Below are 22,134 nucleotides of genomic sequence, written 5' to 3'. Positions count from 1 at the left end.
ATCGTTATATATTTCATTTATGAATTATCTGCATCTGAATCTTATGGCCGCACGTCGCGGCCGCCCGCTGGTCCTCGCCAGTGTCCTGGCGCTGGCCGGTTGCGCGAGCTTCGGCGGCATCGCGCCGCAATCAACCTTGCAGGACGTCGCAGCGCTCGATGCCGGCAAGACGCTGGTCTCGTCTGCGCCCGCGGATTGGCCGGATGCACGTTGGTGGCAGGCCTACGGTGATCCGCAGCTCGATGCGCTGGTCGCCGCCGCGTTGGCCGGCAACCCGGATCTGCGCCTGGCCCGTGCCCGGGTGGCGCAGGCCGAGGGCTACGCGCAGAGCGCCGAGGCCGCGACCTTGCCGCGGCTCGACGCCGAAGCGGGCTTCCAGCGCACCTTCCAGACCCAGCAGGAATTCAGCCCGTCGCCGGAATTTGCGCACACCTACTGGAAGTCCGATCTGCTGTTGCGCGCGTCGTATGCGCTGGATCTCTGGGGCAAGGACGAGAAGGCGCTGGACAGTGCGATCGACACGGTGCGTGCCGGCGAAGCTCAGACCCAGGCCGTGCGCCTGTCGCTGGCCACGGCGGTCGTGCAGGCCTATGTGCAGCTGTCGATGCAGCACTCGCTTCGTGACGTGCTGGTCGCCAATCTCGACCGCCAGCAGCAGTTGCTCGACATCGCCCGCCGTCGCCGCGAGGCCGGGCTGGGCACCGAACTGGAGGTCAATCAAGCGGCAACGCCGTTGCCGGACAGCGAAGCCCAGATCGAGCAGATCGACGAAAACCTGGCGATCGGCCGTCACCAGCTGGCGGCACTGACGGGACAAGGGCCGGGTGCTGGCGACGCGATCAGCCGCCCGCGGCTGGCACTCGATCATCCGGCCGAACTGCCGGCGGCCTTGCCGGCGCATCTGCTCGGCCGCCGGCCGGACATCGTCGCCCAGCGCTGGCGAGTGGAGGCGAGCAGCCGGGACATCGAAGTCGCGAAAACCCGCTTCTATCCCGATGTGAACCTCGCCGCATTTGCCGGCGTCGCCAGCCTGAACCTGAGCACCCTGGTTACCGGCAGCCTCGCAGACATCGGCACCGCCGGCTTCGGCCCGGCGATCAGCCTGCCGCTGTTCGACGGTGGCCGCCTGCGCGGCAATCTGCGCCTGCAAAGCGCGCGCTATGACGAAGCCGTGGAGCGCTACAACGGCGCGGTGATCGGCGCGCTGCGCGAGGTGGCCGACGAGATCAGCCGTCAGCGTTCGATCCAGCAGCAGCTGGTGCTGAACAACACGGCGCTCGACAGCGCCCGGCTCGCCGAGCAGCAGGCCGAGCAGGGCTTCCATGCCGGCCTCACCGACTACCTCAACGTGCTCAACACCCAGAGTGTGTTGCTGCAGCAGCAGCGCAACCGCACGCAGCTGATCGCCCGCCAGCTGGAAAGCCATGCCGCATTGATGGCGGCACTCGGCGGCGGCTATCAGGCCACGCAGGAAGTGGCCGCCCATGGAGAACCGCAGTGACCGACAGCTTCCACGAAGTCGAGCAGCGCATCGCCGTCACCCGCAAGCGTCTGCGCGGCTTCCGCATCGGCAGGTGATGCTGGCGCGGCTGGTTGCCCATGTGCAGAAGCGGCAGAGCGATCTCTGCAATCTGGCGTTGAAGGCCTACGACCTGAACATGGTCACCTACACGGCGCTGATGATGCTGTACGGCTCCCCGAACCAGACGCTGACGCCGTCCGAGCTGAGTCAGGCCACCGGCGAGAAGCCGACCAATGTCACTCGCGTCTGCGATGAGCTGCTGGCCAAGGGCCTGATCGAGCGCAGCGCCGGCACCGAGGATCGGCGCAAGGTGGTGCTGCGGCTGAGCGCGGCCGGCGAGCAGCTGGTCAAGCGCTTTCAGCCGGACATCTGGCAGACGCTGGAACGTCTCTATGGCGGCTTCACCGACAGCCAGACCGAGGCGCTGACCGCGCTGTTGCGCCAGGTGCTGGTCAGGCTCGACCAGACGTCGCCGTGAACGCCATCGCTCCCCAAGCAGCTGCCGCCACCCCGTGGCATGCCGCGCTGCGGGAGTGGCCGGCCGGCGAAGGCCGGGCCTGGATATTCGTTGCCAAGACCATCGTCGCGGCGATGCTGGCGCTGTGGATCGCCTTCCGCATCGGCCTCGACTCGCCGCGCACGGCGATGCTGACCGTGTTCATCGTCGCCCAGCCGCAGACCGGCCTGGTGCTGGCGAAAGGCTTCTACCGTGCTGCCGGCACGCTGGTCGGCTGTGCAGCGACGCTGATCCTGCTCAGCCTGTTCGCCCAGCAGCGCGAGCTGTTCCTCGGCACGCTGGCGCTGTGGATCGGCCTGTGCACCGCCGGTGCGACGCGGGCCCGGAACTTCCGCGCCTATGGTTTCGTGCTGGCCGGCTACACCGCCTGCCTGATCGGCCTGCCGGCGACCCAGCATCCGGAGATGAGCTTCGCGATCGCCGTGACCCGCGTTTCCGAAGTGCTGCTCGGCATCTTCTGCGCCGGCGTGGTCAGCGATCTGCTGCTGCCGCAGACGCTCGGCAGCAGCCTGATCGTCACGGTGCGCGGCAGCTATCGCGACTTCGCGCGCTTTGTCGTCGATGCCCTCCAGGGCCGGCTCGATCACGCTGCGATCGAGCGCGCCCACGATGGCTTTCTGGCCCAGGTCATCGCCTTCGAGGCGCAGCGCGATGCCGCTTATTTCGAAAGCCCGGAGACCCGCCTGCGCAGCAGCCGCTTCCGCTTGCTCAATGCCGATTTCATGACCGCGACCACCGGCATCCATCTGCTCCACCAGTTCACGGAACGCCTGCGCCGCCGACACCAGCAGTCGACGATCGATCGGCTGACACCCTTGTATGCAGCGCTGGCCGAGGTTCTGCTGCCGGTGGATGGCCAGTTGCCGGCGATGGCCGCCGAAGCCCGGCCGCTGCTCGCCCGGCTGGCCGGATTCCTCGAACGGCTGCCGACCTTGATCGCCGAAGCCGGCGCCGGCCTGGACGAGGCCGCGCCCGGTGCCCGCCTCGACTTCGACTGTGCCGCCAACCTGCTGCAGCGCTTCGCCGAAGACATGCAGGCGTATACCGAGAGCTACATCTCGCTGATCTCGCCCGGCGACCGACTACCGCGGCCGGCGCCGCCTTACGTGGCGCATGGCGACAGGATCACCGCGGCACTCGCCGGCTTGCGCGCCACGGCTGTGCTCCTGGTGGTCAGCGCGTTCTGGATCGGCACTGCCTGGCCGAGCGGCATCGGCGCAGTGATCATCGCCTGCACCCTGTGCTGCCTGTTCGCGGCGCTGCCGGCGCCGGTGCTTGCAGCGCGCGGGCTGACGATCGGCTTCGTGGCTGGCCTGGCGGCTTCATTCATCTGCGGCCTGCTGGTGCTGCCGCAACTCGACGGCTTCGCGCTGCTGGTAGCCGGCATGGCGCCGTTCATCATGGTCGGTGCCTGGCTGATCGCCAATCCCCGCACTGCCGGCATCGGTGCCGGCTACTGCCTGATGTTCGGCAGCACCATCGGCCTCGACAACGTTTCCCGCTACGACCCCGCATTGCTGCTCAACGAAGGCTTCGCGGCGCTGCTCGGCGCGCTGATCGCCACGGCGGCGTTCGCGTTGATCGTGCCGGCCGGCACCCGCCGCCTGCGCCTGCACCTGACGCGCAGCCTGCGCCGCCAGGTGCTGCTCGCCTGCTTCGAACCGGAAACCGGCCTGCGCCATCGCTTCGAGAACAGCACGCGCGATCTGCTTGGCCAGCTGCTGGCCGGCGCCGATCGCGGCAGCGGCGAAGACCGCGCCCTGCTGGCGCGGGCGATGGCGGTGCTCGAAGCCGGCCGCGCGGTAATCGATCTTCGCGATGCCGCGACCATCGGCACTCTGCGGATCGATAGCCGCAGCCATCTGAACGCCGCCGTGCGCGCCGTTGCGCGCCTGTTCCAGAAGCCGGACCCGCGCCGCCGGCAGCAGGCACTGGCCGGCATCGACAGCGCCGGAGCGCGCATCGATCAGGCGCTGGATGCCAGCGACCACGACGCCGACGAGCGTCAGGCGCTGAACCGCGGTCGCACTGCGCTGCATCTGCTGCGCGGCCTGCTGCTCGATGACGACAGCTACGCCGCGCTGTCATCGCTGGAATCGTCCCTGGAAACACCCTCGTTGCAAGGAGCTGCCGATGCCACGTGAGATCGATCTGTTCGGCTTCTTCCTGCCGACTCTGTTGCCGATGTTCCTGTTCGCCTTCGGCCTGCAGTGGCTGCTCGATGGCCTGCTCGGCAGCCTCGGGGTCTATGGCCGCGTCTGGCACCCGGCGCTATTCCGTTTCAGCCTGTTCGTCTGCATCTTCGGCGCGCTCGGGCTCGCGCTGTATTCATAGGTCTGCCAAATGAATCCGAGAAACCTGCTGCGCCTGCTGTCGACCGGCCTGATCTTCGCCGCCGCCGTGGTCATCGGCCTGGCACTGTGGCGGCACTATCAGTATTCGCCGTGGACGCGTGATGGCCGGGTGAAGGCCGATGTCATCGCGATCGCACCCGATGTTTCCGGCGCGGTCGTCGAATTGCGGGTCACCGAGAACCAGCTGGTGAAGCGCGGCGATGTGCTGCTGCGCATCGATGCCGAGCGCTACCAGCACGCACTGGCGGAGGCGGATGCCGCCGTCAGCGCCCGCAAGGCCGACTACGACATGAAGCGCAGCGAAGCCGCGCGCCGCGCGAGTCTGTCCGGGATCGTGGTGTCGAGCGAAAGCCGCGAAGCTTCAGCATCGACCGCCTCATCCGCCGCCGCGCTCTACCACCAGGCCCAGGCCGCCCGCGACACCGCAGCGCTGAACCTGAAGCGCACCGAGGTGCTGGCGCCGGTCGATGGCTATGTCAGCAACCTTGAAGTCCACGCCGGCGACTACGCGAATGCCGGCCGGCCGATGCTGGCCCTGGTCGATGCCCACTCGTTCCGCATCAATGGCTACTTCGAGGAAACCAAGCTGCCGTATCTGCACGAGGGCGATGCGGTTCGGGTTCGACTGATGAGCGGTGGCCCGGAACTGCGCGGTCATGTCGACGGCATTTCGCGCGGCATCACCGACCGCGACAACCCGCTCGGCCCGCGCCTGCTCGCCGACGTCAATCCGACCTTCAACTGGGTGCGTCTCGCCCAGCGCGTGCCGGTGCGGATCTCGCTCGATGAAGTGCCGGACGGCACGGTGCTGGTTTCGGGCATGACCTGCACGGTGATCGTCGAACCGGGGGCCGCCGGCGGCTGAGTTCTCAGGGCGCAGGAGCAGGCGTGTTCTGCGCGGTGGCCAGCAGCGCTTCGAGCTTCTGCTGGTATTCCGCGTAGAAGGCAATGTCCTCGGCGGTGACGTCGCTGGCGAGCTTGAAGACGTCGCCGCGGTTCGGCGTCACGTTCTTCAGCAACAGGTTGATGCCGCGCGCACAGTTCAGGTTCGATGGATCGGCCTTCAGGCACTTCTGGTACTGGCGATAGGCCAGACGGCGATCGGTAGAGCTGTTGATCCAGTAGCTGTCGGTGTCCAGTTCGGCCAGATTGAAATAGGTCTTGCCCTTGTAGAGCGCCGGCGTTCCGCTGTTCAGATCGGCAAGCGGCTCGTAGGCCGCGGTGATGCCATTGCGGATGGCAGTTTCGAACGCGAATACCGTCTGATCGTGCGGCGTCTTGCCGAGAATCTTGTCGACGCCGGGGGCCGCGGAATCGCCAGCTGCAAAGATGCGGCCGAGTTCGAGGCAGGTGCCGCCACAGTTGGCCGTGCAGCCGGCACGGGCGATCGCCAGGCCCTTGGCCGGATCCTTCTGGGCCGCCGTCACGCCGTTGCCGTAGACGTAGGCCTGGGTGAGCGTCGTCGCCACTTCGCACATCTGCCAGTTGGCGACCGGATCGCTGCCGCTGACCCACTTCCTGTCGTAGCGGTTGTCGCCATAGGTTTCCAGCAGCTTGCCGCCGGCGATCGCCGCCTTGATCTGCTCGCGGACCGCCTGCTGCTGCTCGGGCGTGGTGTTCGCGTTCGGATACGGCGAGGGGCGGTCGACGCAGGCCTCGACTTCGCAAAGGATCGAGTACTGGCCAGTCGCGAAGCGTTCGCGATCGCTCTCGTGAATCGATGAACTTTCCTCAGCGCTGAACTGCCGGCGCGGCTCGGGCGCATTCCGCTGCAGCATGCCCTCCATCTGCTTGCCGATGGTGGTCACCGAGCTGTAGCTGTTGTCCGGTCCGGTGGACTTGCACTTGCCGTAATCGGACGAGCGCACGTCGTTGTCGGCGTACTTTTCCTTGTCGGTGTTCAGGCAGGTATCGGCGAACGCCGAGGTGGAGAACGCAGCAAAGCACAGCAGGGCGATCAGGATTCTGGACACGGTAGGCATTGGGTTCGATGAAAGAGGACTGCAAGCGAGCGGCACTTTGGCGGCGTTTGCATTGTCTTGATTGTCCCGTTGCCCGCGCACCCCCCATATCGGGGGTGCGTCCCCAGTATCGAAAGATGCCGGGCCGTGACCCACAGGAATCATTGTTCTCGCAGGGCTTCCCTGCTCACCGAAGGAGTTTTCCCATGGCTGCACCCGACAAGGTTGTCTACACCGCCCATGCCCACGCCACCGGTGGCCGCGATGGCCACGCCGTCACCGACGACGGTGTGCTCGATGTGAAGCTGGTGGTGCCGAAGGAAATGGGCGGCCCGGGCGTCGGCGGCACCAATCCCGAGCAGCTGTTTGCCGCCGGTTACTCGGCCTGCTTCCTCGGCGCGCTGAAGTTCGTCGCCGGCAAGAGCAAGAAGACGCTGCCAGCCGACACCAAGGTTGCCGCCGCGATCGGCATCGGCCCGACGGCCACCGGCTTCGCGATCACCGCCGAACTGACGGTGACCATTCCCGGCCTCGATGCGGCCGAAGCGAAGACCCTGGTCGACGCCGCCCACGTCGTCTGCCCGTATTCGAATGCGACGCGCGGCAACGTCGATGTGAAGCTGAAGATCGCCTGAGCAACGCCCTGATCAGGGCTGCAAGGCTCTGGTCAGGGAATCAGCCAGTCCGCCGCCAGGCGGGTGCCGTCATCGCCGTAGCGGAACAGCGCGCGGCGATGGCCGGCGTGATGCAGGTACAGCGCTTCCAGCCGGGTGATCCGCGTTTCCAGCGCCACGAAGTTGGCTGCGCCGTGCTCGCTGTACTCCGGTGTCCAGCGCTCGTCGTCGAGTTCCGGCGGCAGGCCGCCAGTCGCTATCGGGCTGATCGAACTTGGCGGCGCCACGGCGTGATAGATGCGCCGGCTGTTCAGCACCGTGGTTTCCCAGCGAGCGCGGGCAATGTCGTCATCGTGATGGACGATGGCCCGGCCCCACGCGCGGAACTGCAGGCGCGAGGCTTCGTCGTACAAGGTCCAGGCGATTCTGCAATCGGCCGCCAGCTCGGCGATCTTCGGCGAGCGGATATCGGTGTGGCACCAGATGCGCCGGCTGGCGCCATCGGCGCCTCTGAGAATCACCGTGCGCAGATTCGGGCCGTCTCCGCCGATGGTGCCCAGCGTGCCGGCGTGGAACGGCGCGCGGAACGAGCCGCCGCCCGCTTCCAGCAAGGCCCAGGCTTCGGCCTCGATCGCGTCGAGACTGTCCGGTGGCAGGCGCGCTTCGCTGCTCATACATTGCCACCGGCAAGCACGCTGCGCGGCGAGGTCTGCAGCACCTTGCGCAAGCTCAGATAACCGGCAGCGGCGACGATCAGCGCACCGGCAACGGTGCCCGCCAGCCACAGCAGCGGACGGGGTCCATACGGCAGTTCGAGCACCCGCGCCGCCAGCACCCAGGCCAGCGCCTGCGCGGCAAAAGCGGCGACCGCACCGGCCAGCCCACCCAGCACGAGGTATTCGGCGATCAGACCCTGGCGGATGGTCCGCGCCGAGGCGCCGAGCGCGCGCAGCACACCGGTTTCGCGGACCCGGTCGGCGCGCGAGCCTTCGATCACCGCGAGCATCACGATCAGCCCGGCGAGCAGCGTGAACAGGAAGATGAATTCCAGCGCACCGACGATGCGATCGACGATGGTCCGCACCTGATTCAGCGCGGCATCGAGATCGAGCGCGGTGACGTTCGGGAATTCGCGGATCAGCTCGCGCAGCAGCGCGCGCTGATCACGCGGCAGATAGAAGCTGGCGATCCACTGCAGTGGAGGGTTCAGGCCTTCGGCATCGAGCACACCAGGCGGCGTGACCAGGAAGAAGTTCGGCTTGAAGCTGTCCCACTTGATCTTGCGCACCGCACGCACTTCCAGCGTCAGTGGCGTGCCGGCGAAGTCGATGGTGATGCTGTCACCGATCCTGAGCTTCAAGCGTTCGACGGCGTAATCATCGACTGCGAGCCAGGGCTTGCCGCGCGCCTCCTCGCCCCAGGGCTGGCCATCGATGAATTCACTGTCCTCGCCGAAGCGGCTGGTCCAGCTCAGGTTGAATTCGCGGTTGATCCAGCGGCGGGTTTCCGGGTCGTCGAAGCTGTCGGCGGTGACGTCCTCGCCACGCACCGCTTTCAGCCGGCCGCGGACCATCGGCACCGGATCGAGCGTGGCCACGCCGCGTGCCTTGAAGAACGCCTGCAGCGGCTCGCGCTGCTCCGGCAGGATGCCGATCAGGAACTGGTTCGGTGTTTCCGGCGGCAGCTTGTTCTTCCAGGTGGCGAGCAGATCTTCGCGGACCACGGTGACCAGCAGCAGCGCCATCAGCGCCACGCCGAGCGCGACGATCTGTGCCACCGCGGCCCCCTTGCGCCGGGCGATGTTGCCCAAGCCGAATCGCCAGGCGATGCCGCCCCGCGAGCGGATGCCGGCCAGGCCGCGCACCAGGATCCAGGCGAACAGCGCCAGCACGCCAGCCGTGGCCAGCGCGCCACCGAGCACGAACCCGGCGAGCTTCAGATTGCCGGCCTGCAGCCACAGAAGTGCGGCAATCGCGACGATCGCCGCGACCAAGCCCCAGACCGAGCCGCGTTGCGGATCGGCCGCGCGCTGGAACACGCGCACCGGCGCGGTGTTCACCGAAGCCAGCACCGGCGGCAGCGCGAAGCCGGCGAGCATCAGCAGTACCAGGCCAAGCACCGCCGGCAGCGGCAGCCAGCCCGGCGCCGGCAGCGCGATGTTGAGCACCGGCGCGGCGAGGTTGGCGAGCACCGCCTGCCCGGCTACGCCGATCGCGGCACCGACACCACCGGCCAGCAAGCCGAGCAGCAGGATCTGCAGCACCAGTACCCGGCGGATGAAGCCGCGCCGCGCGCCGAGCACTTTCAGCAGCGCCACTTCATCGCGCAGACGAGTGCTGTACTGGCGCGCCGACAAGGCGACTGCCGCCGCCGCGAGCAGGATGGTCGCCAGCACCGCGATGTTCAGGAAGCTGCGGGCGCGGTTCATCGAGTTGCTGATTTCCGGCCGGCCGTTCTCCGGCGTCGTGAACTTGAACTTGTCCGGCAGCTTCAGCGCTTCGGCCGCGGCGAGCTGATCACGCGTGCCACCAAGCTGATAGCTCAGCTGCAGACGGCTGCCCGGGCCGCCGAGTGCGGTGGCGGCCAGGTCATCGGCATTGATGATCAGCGACGGCGCCAGCTCGGCGAAGGCGCCGCTGCGGCCCGGCTCCTCGGCAACGATGCGGCTGACCCGCAGGGTGCTGCTGCCGACCTGCAGGCCGGCATCGAGGCTTAAAGACAGCACCGTCCACAGCCGCTGATCGACCCAGACTTCGCCCGATGCCGGTTGCGGCGGCGCCACTTCGGTCGCGCCGTACGGTTCGCGACTCAACAGCAGCGCTCCGCGCAGCGGATAACCAGCCTCGACGGCCTTGATCGTCGCCAGCTGGGTCTGCTCGCCATCGATCCTGGCGACCACGCTCGGAAAGGTGGTCACGGTAACGATGCGGACGCCGGTCTCGCGCAGCCTGGCGAGTTCGGCTTCGGGCAGCGGATCGCGACCGGTGATGATCGCGTCGGCACCGAGCTGTTCGCCGGCACCGGATTCCAGCGCCAGCCGCACCCGGTCGGTGAACAGGCCGACGGCGATCGCCGCAGCGGCGGCAACCGCAAGAGCGAGTACCAGCACGCGCAGTTCGCCGCTGGTCCAGCCGCGCCGCAGTCTCAACAGGGCGAAGCGGAAGGCGCTGGCAGGCACGGCGGCGGAATCAGACATCGAAGCGGCCCGCGTTCAGGCGCAGCACACGATCGCAGCGCTCGGCGAGCGTCTGGTCGTGAGTCACCAGCACCAGAGTGGCGCCGCGATCGCGGTTCAGGGCGAACAGCAGGTCGATGATCTTGGCGCCGGTAGCAGCATCGAGATTGCCGGTCGGCTCGTCGGCGAACAGGATTTCCGGGCCCGCGGCGAAGGCGCGGGCAATCGCAACACGCTGCTGCTCGCCGCCGGACAGCTGATACGGGTAGTGGCCGGTGCGCGCGGCGAGGCCGACCTGGCTCAGCGTATCGCGGGCCAGCTTCTCGGCGTCGGCGCGGCCGGCGAGTTCGGCCGGCAGCATGACGTTCTCCAGCGCGGTCAAACCGGCAAGCAACTGGAACGACTGGAACACGAAGCCGACACGTCCGGCGCGCAATCGCGCCCGTCCGTCCTCATCGAGGCTTGAAAGTCGCTGGCCGGCCAGCATGATCTCTCCGGAACTGGGGGAATCCAGCCCGGCGAGCAAGGACAGCAAGGTGGTCTTGCCGGAGCCGGAAGCACCGACGATGGCCACCGATTCGCCGGCGGCAATCGCCAGGTTCAGGCCGTTCAGAATCGCGATGCGCTCACCGCCGCTGACGATCTGCTGGACGATGTTTTCAGCCACAATCACTTTCGATTTCGAATCGCTGGCATCTGCGCTCATGCGTATACAACTCCCTGTTCGTCTGTTCCTGATGCTGGCGGGCTGGCTGTTCGCCGGCAGTGTCTGGGCGGCGCCGACGCTGCTGGTCTGGGGCGATTCCCTGAGTGCCGGCTACGGTGTGGATACCCGCAGCGGCTGGGTTGATCTATTGGAGCGGAAGCTCCGAACTCAAGCGGACACCAGCCTGAAGACCTGGAACGTGGTCAACGGTTCAGTCAGCGGCGAAACCACGGCGGGCGGTCTGGCCCGGCTGCCGGCAGCGCTGGCGCGCCACAAGCCGGACCTGGTGCTGCTGGAACTCGGTGCCAACGATGGCCTGCGCGGGCTCGATCTGCAGCAGATGCGGATCAATCTCGAAAAGATGAGCGATCTGGTGCTCGCCGCCGGCGCCAAGCCGGTGGTCTTCGAGATGCGCATTCCGAACAACTACGGCCCGGTGTTCACCGAACGCTTCCGCCGCGCGTTCGCCGATGCTGCCAAGGCCAAGCAGGCGCCGCTGATGCCGTTCTTCCTGGCGACGATTGCCGAGGACCGGCCGCGCTGGTTCCAGGATGACGGCATCCATCCGCGTACCGAGGCGCAGCCGCAGATTCTCGATGCCGTCTGGCCGACGCTGTCGCCGCTGCTGAAAGCGGCTGCATCCTCCGCTGCCCGCAAGCCGTAACTGCAGTGGCTAGTGGTCAGTGGCTCGTGGTCCGAAAAGGCCACACTCAGGTCAGCCATTTACCAGACACTAGCCACTGACCACGGACCCCTGCTTCTCCCATGAAAATCGCTGTCATCGGCTCCGGCATCTCGGGCCTGTCTGCTGCCTATTTCCTTGCGCGCAAGCACGAGGTCACGCTGCTCGAGCAGGACGGCCGCATCGGCGGCCATACCAACACCATCGCCATCAACACGCCGCAGGGGCCGGGCGCGGTGGACACCGGCTGGATCGTCTACAACGGCATCAACTATCCGAACCTGACGGCGCTGTTCCAGGAGCTGGAAGTGGCCACCCGGCCGACCAGCATGTCCTTCGCGGTATCGATCGGCGATGGCCGCTACGAATGGAAGGGCAGCGACCACATGTGGACCGTGTTCGCGCAGTGGACCAACCTGTTCAAGCCCGGCCACATCCGCATGCTGCTGGAGATTCTCAAGCTCAACAAGCAGTGCAATGCGCTGCTGAAAGCCGGCACCCTGCCGAGCGGTTCACTGGGCCAGTTCCTTGACGATCAGGGCTTTTCGCAGGCGCTGCGCCGCGACTATCTGCTGCCGATGGCCGGCATGATCTGGAGCTGCTCGCCGAAGGCCGCCGCCGAGTATCCGGCCGATGACTTCATGCGCTTCTTCGACAGCCACAGCCTGTTCACCGCGACCCAGCAGCCCACCTGGCATTCGGTCATCGGCGGCAGCGACACCTATGTGAAGCGGCTGATGGCCCGCTACCAGGGCGCCCTGAGCCTGAACACGCCGGTGCTCGGCATTCGACGCGCGCCGGACGACGGTGTGCTGCTGCAACTGCCGGGCGGCGAGCAGCGTTTCGATCGCGTGGTCTGCGCCACTCATTCCGATCAGGCGCTGCGCCTGATCGGCGACGCAAGCGACGCCGAACGCGAAGTGCTGGCCGGCATTCCGTACAGCGAATCGAGAGTGGTGCTGCACAGCGACGACAGCTTCCTGCCCAAGCGTCGCGCTGCCTGGGCGAGCTGGAATTACACCCATCCGGTCTCGGAGATTCACGACCAGCGCATTTCCGGCAGCTACTGGATGAATCTGCTGCAGCACATCCCGGGGCCGGTGAACTACATCGTCACGCTGAATCCGCAGCGGCCGGTGGCGGCTGCCAAGATCATCTACGACATCGTCTACCACCACCCGCACTACACCGCGGCCAGCAAGCTGACCCACGCGAAGCTGCCGGCGATCCAGGGCCGCGGCGGCCTGTGGTGGGCTGGTGCCTGGACCGGTTACGGCTTCCACGAGGACGGCCTGAAGTCCGGCTTGCGTGCAGTGCAGGGCATCGATGCGAGCTGTCTGCCGAGCTGGACCGCGCTTTGATCCCGAGCCCGCCGGCCGCGTTGTACCCCAGCCGGGTGATGCACCGCCGGCTGATTGCGCCGCTGTATCGCTTCGTCTACCAGGTTTTCTACGTCGTCTGGGATATCGATCGGATCGACGAAGCCGTGGCGCCGCTGCGGCTGTTCTCGCGCAACCGCTTCAACGTGCTGGCGATCCACGATCGCGATCACGGCAGCGGCCAGCCGGGTGCGCTGAGAAGCTGGGTAGAAACAATGCTGCAATCTGCCGACATCACGCTGGACGGCGGTCGGATTCGTCTGCTGGCCTTCCCGCGGCTGTTCGGTTTCGCCTTCAATCCGATCTCGATGTGGTACTGCGAACACCGCGACGGTTCCCTGCGGGCGGTGATCGCCGAGGTGCGCAACACCTTCGGTGAAAAGCACTGCTATCTGCTCGCATCCGACGGCCAGCCGATGCCGTATGACCACCTGCATGAGAAGGACAAGTGCTTCCACGTGTCGCCGTTCTTCGACCTCGTGGGCCGCTACCGCTTCACGCTCGACGATCCCGGCGAGCGCCTGCGGGTAGTGATCCACGAGACGCGGGACGGGGTGCCGATTCTTGACGCAACGCTGGCCGGCGAGCGGGTACTGCTCACCGATCGCGCCATCGTCAGGCAGGTGCTGAAAATGCCGCTGATGACCTTCAAGGTGGTCGCCGGCATTCATTGGGAAGCCTTGAAGATCTGGTTGCGCGGCGGCCGCTTCCACGGCAAGCCGGCGCCACCGGAACGTGAAATGAGCTGATATCGAGTTCTTCTTGATCAGGCTCGTCAGGCATCATCTGGACACCCTAGCCGCCGCCATGAACAACAACGACAGCAACCACGATCGCCACGAAAATCTGAAGCAGATCATGAGCCGGGACGGCTTCTCGCCCGACCTGCCTGCTGACTTCGCGACTCGTGGCGACAATCGCGGCCTGAGCTGGGGCCTGAAGATCCTGATGTACATGATGTCCGGCGTGAAGGTCGGCACCTTGGACATCGTCCTGCCCAACGGCAGCACCCGCCGCTTTGAAGGACGAGAACCAGGCCCGCACGGCCTCTGGCAGATCAAGAACGAGCGGCTGATGCGCCACCTGCTGACCGGCGGTGAAGTCGGTATCGGCGACGCCTATCTGGACGACTGCTGGGACACGCCGGACCTCACCCGCCTGCTGATGGTCATGTACCTGAACGAGCCGCACTACAAGGGCCCGTTCGAGATGAACTGGATCGGCCGCTTCTTCGGCATGGTCAAGCACAAGCTGAAAGCCAACACCAAGCGCACCGCGAAGAAGAACATCGAGTACCACTACGATCTCGGCAACGAGTTCTACAAGATGTGGCTCGACGAAACGATGGCGTATTCCTCCGGCATGTACATCCAGCCGAACGAAACGCTGATGGATGCGCAGATCAACAAGTTCCGGCTGATGTACGAACGCCTGGAACTGCGTCCCGAGCACACGCTGCTCGAGATCGGCTCCGGCTGGGGCGGCTTCGCGATCTATGCGGCGACGCACTCCGGTTGCCGGGTGCACTCGATCACCCTGTCCAACGAGCAGTACGCCGAAGCGAAGATCCGGGCCGAGAACGCCGGCGTGTCGGACCGAGTCAGCTTCGAGATCCGCGACTATCGCGACGTCACCGAAACCTACGACCGCGTGGTGTCGATCGAGATGTACGAAGCGGTGGGCGAGGAATACTGGCCGGGCTATTTCCAGGCGATCGGCAAGGCGCTGAAGCCGGGCGGCATCGCGGCGATCCAGGGCATTACGATCAACCCGGCGATCTTCGACCACTATCGTTCGAAGCGCGATTTCATCCAGAAGTACATCTTCCCGGGCGGCATGCTGTGCCCGCCGACGCTATTTGAAACGCTGTCGAAGCAAGCCGGCCTGGTGGCCAGCGACGCGCGGTTCTACGCCAAGGATTACGCTGATACGCTCGCCGCCTGGCATCGCAACGTGCTCGGCGTGCGGGAACAGATCGTCAAGCAGTTCGACGAGCGCTTCCTGCGCATGTGGCGCTATTACCTGAGCTACTGCGAATGCGGTTTCCGCACCGGCTCGATCGACTTGATGCACATCACGCTGACCAAACCAAGCTGAGGTTTTGATGAAGTTCGGACTGGGCCTGTTTGCGGTCCTCGCGTTCGCCTCCCTCGTTGGCGCGTCGATCTGGGCCACCGGCCACGTCAGCATCGTGCCGGCGATCAATGACCTGATCGCCAATCCGGCCGCGAACTACAACGCCTGGTTTGTGGCGACGCTGTTCGACACCTTCTACGCCTTCCTGTGGTTCTGGCTGTGGATCGCCTACAAGGAAACCTCGTGGCTGGCGCGGGTGCTGTGGCTGGTTGCGGTTTTGCTGACCGGCAACATGGCGATGGCGGTCTATGCGCTGATCACCCTGGCCAGGCTGCCGCCGAACGCGACCATCGAAGACTTCCTGCTGCGCCGCAAGCCGGCCACTCGGTGAGCGATCCAGCCGCCGTCGTCGTCGCACCGGTTCAATCGTTCTGGCGTCGAAAAATCCTCGGGCCGGTGCTGGCCCAGCTTCGGCAAGGCATCACCCCGGAAAAGATCGCGTTGACCGCCGCGCTCGGCGCCGTGATCGCGGTGTTCCCGATCCTCGGTTCGACCACCGTGCTCTGCGGCCTGGTCGCCTGGGGCCTGCGCCTGAACCAGCCGATCATCCAGCTGGTGAACTACCTCTGCTATCCGCTGCAGTTCGTGCTGCTGCTGCCGTTCTACCGGGCCGGCGAATGGTTCGGAGCGCCGCATGTGACGCTGTCGATTCCCGAAATGATGGCCCGCTTTCAGGCCGGGCCGATGGAGTTCATCGCCGAATTCGGGCTGGTGGCGCTCGGCGGTGTCGCGGCCTGGATGGTCGCCGCGCCGCTGGCGATCGTCGCCTTGTACTTCGGCTTGCGGCCAGCACTGCGCCGGCTGGCGCGGCGCAGCCGCGTGGTGCCGATCGCCTAAGTTGAGTGGCCAGCTCTAACTTCGTACGGCGTGTTCCCTGGGGTCATTCGCAGCCCAAGTTTTCGAGCGCTTCCTGGGCCCCTTTTTGCACAGACTGCCAAGCTGGCAGAGCTAGTAACTGCTCTAGCGACTGTAATCGCTCGCCTATTTCTCTCGCTGTCGCTTCAAAAACGCTATTGAACGCAGCCAGAGCATCGAGCTCTTCCTGAGAAAAAGCACCTTGGAAGACTTCGCTGTCGGGAAGGTAAGCGTCATCAAACCATTGGCAGAACAGCTCCGCCGAAACGTCGGCGATTGGCACTTGACGTTGATACTCAAAGGCGGCTTCTGTTGATGCAAGAAGCTGCAGAGAGCACACGATGAGCTTGCGAAGATCGGCCTGAGTTGGAGTCATTCTTCAGGCCATCGCTAACTTATTTAGCCAAGCCGCCTCAGCCGCGCGGCACCTTGATCGTTGCACCGACCCGCAGCACGTCGGTGTCGCCGAAGCCGTTCAACTCCTGCAGAGCGCCGATCGACGTCCGGTAACGCTTGGCGATCGCGCCCAGGGTCTGGCCGGAACGCACCCGATGGGTGCCGTGCTGGGCAACGACCTTGGCCACCGACACGCTCGACGCTTCCGCCTTGACCTTGACCGGACGCGCCGCGGTCTGCGCCGCCGGCTTGGTGTCGATCACCGCCACCATCAGCTTGTCGTCACCGGTCGGAATCTGCAGGTTCTGGCCCTTGCGCAGCTTGCTGCCGTTGCCGAGGTTGTTGGCGACCAGGATGTCCTTGCTCGATACGCCGTAGCGCTTGGCGATCTTGCCCAGCGAATCGCCGCGGCCGACGATGTGAGTCGAGTAGAGACGGATCTGGCTGTCGTGGCGCTGGTCCGGGGTCAGGGTCGCGTAGGCGATGTCGAAGCGCTGGCCGGCACCGCTCGGCACGCGAATCTCATGGTCCGGCGGCACGCGCAGGCGGCCGTTGACCACTTCCGGACGGAACGCCGGGTTGAGGCGCTGGAACTCTTCGTCATCGGCGCCGGCCAGCTTGCGCAGCGTGTCGTAGCGCACGTAGTCGTGGGTGCGCACGGTGTCGAAGCGCAGCAGCGGTTCGCGCTGCAGTTCGCCGTAGTGGCTGCGGTAGTCGCGTTCGATCTCGCTGGCGGCGATGAACTCCGAGTAGAAGTTCGACGACGCGAAGCCGAAGGACTTGGCCTGGTAGTGCTCGATCAGGTCGGTCAGGGTCGTGCCGTTGACTTCGCGCAGACCCTTGGCGATGCCGCCGCGGCCATGGTTGTAGGCGGTCAGCGCCAGCGGCCAGCTGCCGAGCGCGTCGTAGTCGTCACGCAGATGGCGGGCAGCGGCGTCGGTGGAGGTCCACGGGTCGCGGCGATCGTCGACGACGTTGTTCAGGCGCATGTAGATGCGCGCCGATGACGGAATGAACTGCCAGAGCCCGGCGGCGGCGGCCTTCGAGTAGGCATCGACATTGAAGCTGGATTCGACCAGCGGCAAGCGGGTGAGCCGGGTCGGCAGGCCGTAGCCGGCGAAGATGCGTTCCATCTCCGGCAGATAGCGGCCGGAGATTTCCAGCGCGTGCTGGGTGCGCTCGCGCAGGCCGCGCTGGAAGCGCAGATCCTCGGCGGCCTTTTCGTAGCGCTTCGGGTTCTGATCGTTGCCGAACAGCGCAACGATCTTGGCCTGATCGGCCGGCAGCAGATCCGGGTTGATCACTTCGCCGCCGTCGATGCGCGCCTGCAGACCCAGCAGGTTCTGTTCGAGTTCGGCGCGGGCGGCCTTCTCCTCGCGGCTCTTCTTGGCAGCCAGCTCATTCGGCGACAGCACCGCGGCATCAGCGCGGAAATCGAGCACCGTGAACACCTTCGAGACATCGTCCTTGGTGTGCAGCGCGCTGTTGTGCTCGGACCACTCGGCGAACACCTGCTTCCAGAACTCGACCCTTGGCTTGATCAGGCTCGGCGTCGGGAAATTCGGATCCTCGATCACCACCGGGGCGGCAGCGGGAGCGACGATGGCCGCAGCGGCGGCGCCCGGCGCATCGCTTGCGGCCAGTGGCGCGGCGAAGCTGGCGAGCAGCACCAGGATCAGGGAATTTTTCGACATTGCGTTCGGTGCTCGAGACGGCTTGGGAACTTCAAAAGCGGTGGCTTCCGCAGATGCTATAGCAGCGCCCGATCAGGCGACAATGAATGTGCAAAGACCGTTCCGCCGAAGCGACCGCAGAAGGCCGCCGGCAGGTTCATGCACCTTACTCCGGAGTCGCTCGATGTCCACCGCCGTCACCGCCGAAACCCTGTGCCTGCTCGCCGCCGGCAGCTTCTTCATGACCGGCCTGCTGACCGGCTGGTGGAAGTACCGCTGCATCGCCACAAGCGCCGAAGCCACCGCGCCGGTCTATGTCGACATCGCTCACCGCGCGGCACTGATGTACGCGTTCTCGGCCATGCTGATCCGCGAGTTCGTGCCGTATTCGCCGCTGTCCGCAACCGGCACCTTGCTCGCCGTCGCCGCACCGCTGCTGTTCTTCGCGCTGGCAATCGCCACCTACGTGCTGCACGGCATCCTGCGCGATACCGACAACCAGCTGCGCAATCCGCATCGGCTGGGCAATGGAACGCTGCCCGGTTTCGCGATCCACGGCTTCATGTGGCTGCTGGCGCTGGCCGAGATCGGCGGCTTCGCGGTGCTGCTCTGGGGCTTTCTGAAGTCGATGACCTGAGTGGCTCGGTTAAGCTAATTGCCGTCCCCACCCTGATCCCCTCCCTGCAGCCATGGCCCAGCCTTATCCGCCGATCGAGCCGTACCGCACGCACCGCCTGAAGGTTTCGGAGCTGCACGAGATCTATGTCGAGGAAAGCGGCAACCCCGATGGCAAGGCGGTGGTGTTCGTCCATGGTGGTCCGGGCGGTGGTTGCGAAGCCTGGCACCGCCAGTTCTTCGATCCCAAGCGCTACCGCATCGTGTTGTTCGATCAGCGCGGCTGCGGTCGTTCCAAGCCGTATGCCGAACTGCGCGAGAACACCACCTGGGATCTGGTGGCCGACATGGAAACCATCCGCGAGACACTCGGCATCGACGCCTGGGTGGTGTTCGGCGGCTCCTGGGGCTCGACGTTGGCGCTGGCCTACGGCGAAACCCATCCACAGCGGACGCTCGGCCTGATCCTGCGCGGCATCTTCCTGATCCGCCCGGAGGAGATCAGCTGGTTCTACCAGGAAGGCTGCAACTGGATCTATCCGGATGCCTGGGAGCATTACATCGCGCCGATCCCGGTTTCCGAACGCGGCGATCTGGTCAGCGCCTATCACCGCCGCCTGACCAGCGAAAACCCGGAAGTGCGCCGCGATGCTGCGCGCAGCTGGAGCATCTGGGAAGGCGCGACCTCGAAGCTGATCCCGAGCACCGACATGGTCGCCCGCTACGGCGGCGACGATTTCGCCGAAGCCTTTGCCCGCATCGAATGCCACTACTTCGTCAACGGCGGCTTCCTGCGCCCGAATCAGTTGCTGGACGACGCGGCGAAGCTTAAGAACATCCCCGGCGTCATCGTCCAGGGCCGCTACGACGTGGTCTGCCCGATGAAATCCGCCTGGGACCTGCACCGCGCCTGGCCGGAAGCCGATCTGCAGGTGGTCGCCGATGCCGGCCATGCGGCCAGCGAGAACGGCACGCTTTCTCGGCTTATCGATGCGGCGGATCGTTTCGCGCGGATGTAGTTCAGGGGTAGTTCAAGCGACGAGGGCCAGACCCTCGTCGCGCTTGATCGCTTCCAGCACCAGCGACGAGCGCACGTCCTTGACGCCGGGCAGGCCGATCAGCACCCGCATCGAGAACTCGGCGAAGGCGGCGAGATCGGCTACCTGCACGTGCAGCAGGAAGTCGAGATCGCCGGTCATCACGTAGCAGGCGCGCACTTCCGGCCGGGCGCGGATCGCCGCTTCGAAAGCCTGCGTCGCGTCCTTCGATTGCCGCTCGATCGCGACCCGGACGAAAGCCTCGATGCCGAGACCGAGCGCCGCCGGGTTGAGCACGGCGGTGTAGCGGCCGATGACGCCGGCGTCCTCCAGCTTCTTCAGCCGTCGCTGGCAGGCGGTTGGCGACAGCGCGACCTTGTCAGCCAGCTCGACGACGGCGATACGGCCGTTGCGCTGCAGCTCGTCGAGCATCCGGAGATCGGTACGGTCCAGCTCGGCGCGCATGATTTCCCCGTCATTCAGATGATTCGTGGTGAATCGATGCGTGAATCCTAACGCACACGCATGACTTCGCAGTAAAACGCCGCGGCAAGCGCGCTACGCTGAGTGCCTTGCATCACGCCTCCCGGAGGCCGTCATGGCTCAGCGTTCGCTGCCCGAATCCCTTTACGTTTCGCGTGCGCCTGACGCGCGCGGCGTCGTGGCCTACTCGAAGGCCGAGCACGCGATCTGGTCCGAGTTGTATGCGCGCCAGCAGGCCGCGATCGCCGATTGCGCCTGCCCGGAGTTCCTGCACGGTCTGGAGCTGCTGAAACTGCCGCAGCACCGCGTGCCGCAGTTGTCGGAAGTATCGGGCCGGCTGCAGCGCGAGACCGGCTGGGAAGTGGCGGCGGTGCCGGCGCTGATCCCGTTCTCGGAGTTCTTCGCGCTGCTGGCCGCCAAGCGCTTCCCAGCCGCCACCTTCATCCGCCGCCGCGAGCATCTGGACTATCTCCAGGAACCGGACATCTTTCACGAGCTGTTCGGCCACACGCCGCTGCTGACCAATCCCTGGTTCGCTGCGTTCACTCAGCGCTATGGCGAAATCGGGCTGGCGGCAAGCAAGGAAGACCGCGCGTTTCTGGCACGGCTTTACTGGTTTACCGTCGAGTTCGGCCTGCTTCGCAGGCCAGATGATTCGCTCAGCATCTACGGCGGCGGCATCCTGTCCTCGCCCGGCGAAACCGCCTATGCGCTGGGGCCCGCGCCACTGCACCGCCCGTTCTCGCTGATCGAGGTGCTGCGCACGCCCTACCGCATCGACGTGCTGCAGCCGCTGTACTACGTGCTTGACTCGTTTCGCCAGCTGCACGAGCTGAGCCAGGCCGATCTGCTGGCCGCCGTGGCCGATGCCCGCCGTCTCGGCCTGCATGCGCCGCTGTTCCCGCCGAAATCGCTGGCGGCCTGAATGGAGATACCGATGAACGATCAGACCAACCCGCTGCAGACCGACGGCTTCGAATTCGTCGAATTCACCGCGCCGACGCCGGCCGGCGTCGCTCAGTTGCATACGCTGTTCGAGCTGCTCGGCTTCACCGCCGTGGCGCGGCATCGCTCGAAGGATGTGACCCTGTTCAAGCAGGGCGACATCCACTTCCTGGTCAACGGCACGCCGTACACGCACTTTGCGCAGTTCGCGATTGCCCACGGCCCCAGCGCCTGCGCGATGGGCTGGCGGGTGAAGGACGCGCCCGCCGCGTTCCGCCATGCCGTCGCCCAGGGTGCGGTGCCGTTCGATACCAAGCCGGGTTACATGGAGCTGAACCTGCCGGCGGTCTACGGCATCGGCAACAGCGTTCTTTATTTTGTTGACCGCTACGGCGAGCGCTCGATCTACGACGTCGATTTCGTCCCCATTGCCGGCGCCGATCAGCAGCCGAAAGGCGTCGGCTTGACCACGCTCGACCATCTGACCCACAACGTGGCCAAGGGCAACATGGACGTCTGGTCAAGCTTCTATACCCGCATTGCCAACTTCCGCGAGATCCGCTACTTCGACATCGAAGGCAAGCTGACCGGCCTGGTGTCGCGGGCGATGACCAGCCCCTGCGGCAAGCTGCGGATTCCGATCAACGAAAGTGCCGACGAGAAATCGCAGATCGCCGAATTCATCCGCGACTACCGCGGCGAAGGCATCCAGCATCTGGCGTTGGCCACCGACGACATCTACTCGACCGTCGAAGCGCTGCGCACGCGCGGTGTCGTGTTCATGGATACGCCGGACGCCTACTACGACAAGACCGATGCCCGGGTGCCGAACCACGGCGAGAGTCTGGCGCGGCTGCAGAAGCTGAAAATCCTCATCGATGGCGCGCCCGTTGAGGGCATCCTGCTGCAGATCTTCACCTCGACGGTGATCGGCCCGATCTTCTTCGAGATCATTCAGCGCAAGGGCAACGAAGGCTTCGGCGAAGGCAACTTCAAGGCGCTGTTCGAGTCGATCGAGGAAGATCAGGTCCGGCGCGGCGTGCTGAAGAGCGAAGCGGCCTGAGCGTGATCACGGAAACGGCTC

General features: G+C 65.8%; 23 protein-coding genes. 16 read left to right on the top strand and 7 right to left on the bottom strand.

Annotated features, from left to right (window positions below):
- Positions 1-43 precede the first annotated feature (43 nt).
- From G513_RS22395 to G513_RS0109780, 5 genes are all read left to right on the top strand, one after another.
- Positions 44-1,501 (top strand): efflux transporter outer membrane subunit, encoded by a 1,458-nt coding sequence (locus G513_RS22395; RefSeq protein ID WP_169560595.1) that lies wholly within the window; start codon positions 44-46, stop codon positions 1,499-1,501.
- Positions 1,502-1,577: 76 nt separating this feature from the next.
- Entirely contained in the window at positions 1,578-2,000 is a 423-nt protein-coding gene (locus G513_RS22390) for a MarR family winged helix-turn-helix transcriptional regulator (RefSeq protein WP_033417421.1), read from the top strand.
- Positions 1,997-4,183, top strand: coding sequence for an FUSC family protein (locus tag G513_RS0109790; protein WP_022976663.1), 2,187 nt, complete (start codon positions 1,997-1,999; stop codon positions 4,181-4,183). The genes G513_RS22390 and G513_RS0109790 overlap by 4 nt, the downstream gene beginning before the upstream one ends.
- Positions 4,173-4,373 carry a DUF1656 domain-containing protein gene (locus tag G513_RS0109785; RefSeq protein WP_022976662.1) on the top strand — a complete coding sequence of 67 codons (201 nt, stop codon included), beginning with the start codon at positions 4,173-4,175 and terminating at the stop codon, positions 4,371-4,373. The genes G513_RS0109790 and G513_RS0109785 overlap by 11 nt, the downstream gene beginning before the upstream one ends.
- Positions 4,374-4,382: 9 nt before the next feature.
- A complete protein-coding gene (locus G513_RS0109780) occupies positions 4,383-5,258 on the top strand; it encodes an efflux RND transporter periplasmic adaptor subunit (protein WP_022976661.1) in 876 nt (291 codons plus the stop codon).
- A 4-nt stretch (positions 5,259-5,262) separates the two neighbouring features.
- On the opposite strand, the gene G513_RS0109775 is transcribed toward G513_RS0109780, so the two are convergent.
- Positions 5,263-6,366, bottom strand: a complete 1,104-nt coding sequence (locus G513_RS0109775; protein ID WP_156891517.1) for a hypothetical protein — start codon at positions 6,364-6,366, stop codon at positions 5,263-5,265.
- Between the two features lie 194 nt (positions 6,367-6,560).
- Here G513_RS0109775 and G513_RS0109770 point away from each other — a divergent pair, with 194 nt between their 5' ends.
- On the top strand, positions 6,561-6,989 hold the full coding sequence (locus G513_RS0109770; RefSeq protein WP_022976659.1) for an organic hydroperoxide resistance protein: 429 nt from the start codon (positions 6,561-6,563) through the stop codon (positions 6,987-6,989).
- Positions 6,990-7,021: 32 nt separating this feature from the next.
- Here G513_RS0109770 and G513_RS22385 read toward each other — a convergent pair whose 3' ends face one another.
- Genes G513_RS22385 through G513_RS0109755 form a run of 3 tightly spaced genes read right to left on the bottom strand, consistent with a single transcriptional unit; the run spans position 7,022 to position 10,849 of the window.
- Positions 7,022-7,642 (bottom strand): pyridoxamine 5'-phosphate oxidase family protein, encoded by a 621-nt coding sequence (locus tag G513_RS22385; RefSeq protein WP_022976658.1) that lies wholly within the window; start codon positions 7,640-7,642, stop codon positions 7,022-7,024.
- On the bottom strand, positions 7,639-10,164 hold the full coding sequence (locus G513_RS0109760; RefSeq protein WP_022976657.1) for an ABC transporter permease: 2,526 nt from the start codon (positions 10,162-10,164) through the stop codon (positions 7,639-7,641). The genes G513_RS22385 and G513_RS0109760 overlap by 4 nt, the downstream gene beginning before the upstream one ends.
- Positions 10,157-10,849, bottom strand: coding sequence for an ABC transporter ATP-binding protein (locus G513_RS0109755; protein WP_022976656.1), 693 nt, complete (start codon positions 10,847-10,849; stop codon positions 10,157-10,159). Before G513_RS0109755 ends, G513_RS0109760 begins: the two co-directional genes overlap by 8 nt.
- Here G513_RS0109755 and G513_RS0109750 point away from each other — a divergent pair.
- The 6 genes from G513_RS0109750 to G513_RS22375 all read left to right on the top strand — a co-directional run bounded on the left by G513_RS0109750 (position 10,848) and on the right by G513_RS22375 (position 15,883).
- Complete coding sequence (locus G513_RS0109750) at positions 10,848-11,513, top strand: arylesterase (protein WP_211219637.1); 666 nt, start codon at positions 10,848-10,850, stop codon at positions 11,511-11,513. The genes G513_RS0109755 and G513_RS0109750 overlap by 2 nt on opposite strands.
- Before the next feature lie 101 nt (positions 11,514-11,614).
- A complete protein-coding gene (locus tag G513_RS0109745) occupies positions 11,615-12,892 on the top strand; it encodes an NAD(P)/FAD-dependent oxidoreductase (RefSeq protein WP_022976654.1) in 1,278 nt (425 codons plus the stop codon).
- The gene (locus tag G513_RS0109740) at positions 12,889-13,659 is read left to right on the top strand and encodes a DUF1365 domain-containing protein (protein ID WP_022976653.1); all 771 of its coding nucleotides are present in this window, start codon (positions 12,889-12,891) and stop codon (positions 13,657-13,659) included. The genes G513_RS0109745 and G513_RS0109740 overlap by 4 nt, the downstream gene beginning before the upstream one ends.
- Positions 13,660-13,717: 58 nt before the next feature.
- Positions 13,718-15,007, top strand: a complete 1,290-nt coding sequence (locus tag G513_RS22380) for an SAM-dependent methyltransferase (RefSeq protein WP_022976652.1) — start codon at positions 13,718-13,720, stop codon at positions 15,005-15,007.
- Between the two features lie 7 nt (positions 15,008-15,014).
- Positions 15,015-15,377: a DUF1475 family protein gene (locus G513_RS0109730; RefSeq protein ID WP_022976651.1), complete on the top strand. Its 363-nt coding sequence runs from the start codon at positions 15,015-15,017 to the stop codon at positions 15,375-15,377.
- Positions 15,374-15,883 carry a DUF2062 domain-containing protein gene (locus G513_RS22375; RefSeq protein ID WP_022976650.1) on the top strand — a complete coding sequence of 170 codons (510 nt, stop codon included), beginning with the start codon at positions 15,374-15,376 and terminating at the stop codon, positions 15,881-15,883. Before G513_RS0109730 ends, G513_RS22375 begins: the two co-directional genes overlap by 4 nt.
- A 43-nt stretch (positions 15,884-15,926) precedes the next feature.
- On the opposite strand, the gene G513_RS22370 is transcribed toward G513_RS22375, so the two are convergent.
- Together G513_RS22370 and G513_RS22365 are read right to left on the bottom strand one after the other, a co-directional pair.
- Positions 15,927-16,277: a hypothetical protein gene (locus G513_RS22370; protein ID WP_022976649.1), complete on the bottom strand. Its 351-nt coding sequence runs from the start codon at positions 16,275-16,277 to the stop codon at positions 15,927-15,929.
- A 37-nt stretch (positions 16,278-16,314) separates the two neighbouring features.
- The gene (locus G513_RS22365) at positions 16,315-17,991 is read right to left on the bottom strand and encodes a lytic transglycosylase domain-containing protein (protein WP_022976648.1); all 1,677 of its coding nucleotides are present in this window, start codon (positions 17,989-17,991) and stop codon (positions 16,315-16,317) included.
- Between the two features lie 163 nt (positions 17,992-18,154).
- Between G513_RS22365 and G513_RS0109710 the strand changes: the two genes are divergently transcribed.
- Both G513_RS0109710 and pip read left to right on the top strand, forming a co-directional pair.
- A complete protein-coding gene (locus tag G513_RS0109710; RefSeq protein ID WP_022976647.1) occupies positions 18,155-18,607 on the top strand; it encodes a hypothetical protein in 453 nt (150 codons plus the stop codon).
- 52 nt (positions 18,608-18,659) lie between these two features.
- Positions 18,660-19,604: a prolyl aminopeptidase gene (gene pip, locus G513_RS0109705; protein ID WP_022976646.1), complete on the top strand. Its 945-nt coding sequence runs from the start codon at positions 18,660-18,662 to the stop codon at positions 19,602-19,604.
- 12 nt (positions 19,605-19,616) lie between these two features.
- Here pip and G513_RS0109700 read toward each other — a convergent pair whose 3' ends face one another.
- Positions 19,617-20,087, bottom strand: coding sequence for an Lrp/AsnC family transcriptional regulator (locus tag G513_RS0109700; RefSeq protein ID WP_022976645.1), 471 nt, complete (start codon positions 20,085-20,087; stop codon positions 19,617-19,619).
- 148 nt (positions 20,088-20,235) lie between these two features.
- On the opposite strand from G513_RS0109700, the gene phhA reads away from it, so the two are divergent.
- Entirely contained in the window at positions 20,236-21,030 is a 795-nt protein-coding gene (gene phhA / locus G513_RS0109695) for a phenylalanine 4-monooxygenase (RefSeq protein ID WP_156891568.1), read from the top strand.
- A gap of 12 nt (positions 21,031-21,042) precedes the next feature.
- Complete coding sequence (gene hppD / locus G513_RS0109690) at positions 21,043-22,113, top strand: 4-hydroxyphenylpyruvate dioxygenase (protein ID WP_028475354.1); 1,071 nt, start codon at positions 21,043-21,045, stop codon at positions 22,111-22,113.
- Positions 22,114-22,134: the final 21 nt, after the last annotated feature.

It is taken from the genome of Nevskia ramosa DSM 11499 (assembly GCF_000420645.1).
Taxonomy (GTDB): domain Bacteria; phylum Pseudomonadota; class Gammaproteobacteria; order Nevskiales; family Nevskiaceae; genus Nevskia; species Nevskia ramosa.
Note: the sequence above shows the minus strand (reverse complement) of the source record. Positions and strands in the feature narration are given on the sequence as shown.